Genomic DNA, 3,531 nt, shown 5'->3' on the forward strand with positions numbered 1-3,531 from the left:
GTCAGCGGAAGCACCAACCCCGGTGGCGTGAGCGGTGCCGCAGGACCGGAGGGCGCCACCGGCGCCATCCCCGGTGGACCGAGCGGGACCGCGGGACCGGGTGGCGCGAGTGGTTGCATCCCCGGTGTGGGCTGCGCGACCATCCCCGCACCCTGACCTGACGAGGTAACCGTTGCCTTAGGGCCGGGCCTGATTCCCCGAGATCAGGCCCGGCCCTTCGGCGTGTCAGGAACCAGTGGTGGCTACGGTGGCCAGCATGGACGGCAAGGTGGTGATCGTGACCGGGGCGGCCCGGGGTGTCGGTAAGGGCATCTCGACCGCACTGGTCGAGCGCGGCGCGTCGGTGCTGCTCGTCGACCGCGACGAAGGCATGCTCACCCAGACCGCCGAAGGCCTTCGGGCGGCAGGCGGTGCGGTGGCGCTGCTGGTAGCCGACCTGAGAGACCGCGACTGCGCGAACCGCATCGTGGACTCGGCGCTGACCACGTTCGGCGGATTGCACGGTCTGGTCAACAACGCCATCGCCACCAACGAGCCGAAGCCGTTCCAGGCCATCACTCGCGAGGACTACGAACTGGTCTTCGACGTCGGACCGCGCGCCACCTTCGAGTTGATGCAGGCGGCGTATCCGGTGTTCGCCGACAACGGCGGTGGAAGCATCGTCAACCTCGGATCGGGTTCCGGCACCGTGGGAAAGCCGAAGTTCGGCGCCTACGCGGCGGCCAAGGAAGCGATCCGGGGAATGTCGAAAGTGGCTGCGCTGGAATGGGGTCGGCTCAACATCCGGGTCAACGTGGTGTGCCCGTTCGCCGAGACAGAGAGCATAAGCATGTGGCGCGAGCTGGCGCCGGAGAGCTACGAGCGCACCCTGCGCGGTGTTCCGATGGGGCGCCTCGGCGATGTGGGCTCCGATATCGGACCGGTGGTGTGCTTCCTGTTGGGCGACGATTCGTCGTTCGTCACCGCTCAGACGATCATGGTCGACGGCGGGGCCGCCGGCTTCCGCTGAACAGAAGGATCGAGTGTGCAAGCGGTTCCCGTCATCGCGTTGACCGGCTATCTCGGCGCCGGCAAGACGACGTTGCTCAATCACGTGCTGCGCAGTCCCCTGGCGCGGATCGGGGTGGTGATCAACGATTTCGGTGAGCTCAACGTCGACGCCGCGCTGGTGACCGGACAGGTGGACGAGCCGGCGTCGATCGCCGGCGGGTGCATCTGCTGCCTGCCCGACGACGGCGGCCTCGATGTCGCGCTGGCCCGTCTCGCCGACCCTGAGCTCCGGCTCGACGCCATCATCGTCGAGGCCAGCGGTCTCGCCGATCCCGTCGCGATCTCCCGCATCATCCGCTTCAGCGGGGTCGACAACGTCCGACCGGGCGGAGTCGTCGACGTGCTCGATGCCGCCACCCACTTCGACACCGTGGACCGGGACCCTGCTCCGCCGGCTCGCTACGGCGCCGCGACGCTGGTGGTCGTCAACAAGCTCGACCAGGTCGCGGACGGCGACCGCACAGCGGCGCTGCAGCGCATCGAGAACAGGGTCCGCGAATGCAACCCGCATGCACAGGTGGTCGGGGCGACCGCGGGGCGGATCGACCCGGCGCTGCTCTATGACGTGTCCGTCACCGGTGAGGAGACGGGCCAGCTCACGTTCCGCGAGTTGCTCTTCGATACCGAGAACGTCACCCCCCACGCCGGCGACCACGACCACGTCCACGCGGATTCCGTCACGGTCGTCGGAGACGGGTGCGTGGACCCCGGCGCTGTCATCGACGTGCTGGAGCACCCGCCGGCGGGCGTATACCGGATCAAGGGCACCATTGCGGTGCGCTACCGCAACACCACCCGCGTCTACGTCGTCAACGTCGTGGGCCCGTCGGTACACATTGCCATCGCCCCGGGAGGTATCGCCCCGGGAGGTATCGCCCCGAAAGGTGTCGCCCCGAGCGGCACGAACGCCAACTGTCTGGTCGCGATCGGCATGGGGCTGGACACCGATCAGGTTCGAGATCGGCTGCGCTCGGCACTCGCCCCGGTCAGCGGCGTGGCGTCCGCGCAGGGCGTCCGGCGGCTGCAGCGCTACCGCCGGTTGAGCATCTGATCGCATACTGGCGTCATGGCTGAACGCGCGATCCCTGAACTGAACGTGCTGGGCGCACCACTGGATCCGTGCGGCACCGAACCATTGACCGGCTTCTATCGCGACGGGTGCTGCAGCACCGGCGATGAAGATCTCGGGCGGCACACCATCTGCGCGGTGGTGACGGCGGAGTTCCTCGAGCACCAGCGCTCGATCGGCAACGACCTGTCGACCCCCATGCCCGCCTACCGGTTCCCCGGGTTGGCTCCCGGCGATCGCTGGTGTGTGACCGCCGTGAACTGGCTGCGCGCACACGAGGACGGCTACGCATGCCCGGTGGTGCTGGCATCCACCCACGAACGCACGCTCGAGGTCGTGCCGTTGGACGTACTCCGGCAGTACGGTGTCGACGTTCCCGACGATCTGGCGGGAATGTAGGACGACGACGACCAGGTTAGCCTTCGGTATGCCATCGGTATTGACTGTGAACACGGCCCAGGCGCCCACTGATCTCGGCGGGCTGCGGACCGGCATCAACAAGCGTCCCAGTGACGAACCGCTCGAGGTCCGTGCACCCGGGCCCAGGAAGGGCGGGCTCGGCAGTGGCGTCGTGGGCGACTCAGTCTGCAATTCACGGCACCACGGTGGCGACGATCAGGCTGTATATGCCTATGCGCGTGAGGATCTCGACAGCTGGCAGTCACGGCTCGAGCGGGATCTGACCAACGGGATGTTCGGGGAGAACATCACGACGTCCGGTGTGGATCTCACCGAATGCCTGGTCGGCGAACGATGGGCCGTCGGGACCGACGGACTGATTCTCGAAGTCACGAGTCCGCGGACGCCGTGCAAGACGTTCACCACCTGGCTGGACATCCCCGGGTGGATCAAGACGTTCACCGCCGCGAAACTGCCCGGTGCGTACTTCCGCGTGGTCGAGCCGGGGACCATGTGCGCAGGTGATCGGATCGAGGTCGCCAGCCGTCCGGACCACTCGGTGACGATCGGCACCGTGTTCCGCGCGTTGATGCTCGAGCCCGACCTACTGCCCACCCTGGCGCCGGCGGATGCGCTGCCCGAGAAGATCAAGCAGCAGATCGCCCGTCGCAGCGCGTGATTCGATCGGCGTTTACACGGACCGCGGAGGGCGACCGCTCCGAACCACACCGACGTCAGCATCGTCTAGAGCTGTCGCCTAGGCCTTCGCCTGTGGCACGACCCTAGAGCGCTCTCCACCAGTGCACCGCCGCGTCCGGTGCCACGCCGTGAGGGGCAGCGTGTTCATGCGGAGTACGCCAACCGAGTACCGCGGTCCGCGCTCGCGAGAACATCTCGGGCAGACCTCGCCGAGGCCGTCTGTGCTGCGACATGGTCACTCCTTCATCCAGGATGATCACCGCCTTGGCTGGTCGTACCCGCCAAAGGACAGTTCAAACACAACAGAACCGGCG

The 3,531-nt window shown here is 67.4% G+C and carries 4 protein-coding genes; all 4 read left to right on the forward strand.

Translation table 11 applies throughout. From position 1 onward, the window contains the following. Positions 1–256 precede the first annotated feature (256 nt). From WA965_RS19695 to WA965_RS19710, 4 genes are read left to right on the forward strand one after another with little or no spacing between them, the layout of a single operon-like run. Positions 257–1,009 (forward strand): SDR family NAD(P)-dependent oxidoreductase, encoded by a 753-nt coding sequence (locus WA965_RS19695; RefSeq protein ID WP_526299686.1) that lies wholly within the window; start codon positions 257–259, stop codon positions 1,007–1,009. Positions 1,010–1,024: 15 nt separating this feature from the next. Then, positions 1,025–2,101 carry a CobW family GTP-binding protein gene (locus tag WA965_RS19700; protein WP_526299684.1) on the forward strand — a complete coding sequence of 359 codons (1,077 nt, stop codon included), beginning with the start codon at positions 1,025–1,027 and terminating at the stop codon, positions 2,099–2,101. Positions 2,102–2,131: 30 nt separating this feature from the next. Continuing rightward, positions 2,132–2,518 carry a DUF2237 family protein gene (locus WA965_RS19705; protein ID WP_526299688.1) on the forward strand — a complete coding sequence of 129 codons (387 nt, stop codon included), beginning with the start codon at positions 2,132–2,134 and terminating at the stop codon, positions 2,516–2,518. Between the two features lie 28 nt (positions 2,519–2,546). After that, complete coding sequence (locus WA965_RS19710) at positions 2,547–3,197, forward strand: MOSC domain-containing protein (RefSeq protein WP_526299682.1); 651 nt, start codon at positions 2,547–2,549, stop codon at positions 3,195–3,197. Positions 3,198–3,531: the final 334 nt, after the last annotated feature.

The sequence above is a fragment of the Mycobacterium sp. genome, from assembly GCF_049683935.1.
In the GTDB taxonomy this organism is placed as follows: Bacteria; Actinomycetota; Actinomycetes; order Mycobacteriales; family Mycobacteriaceae; genus Mycobacterium.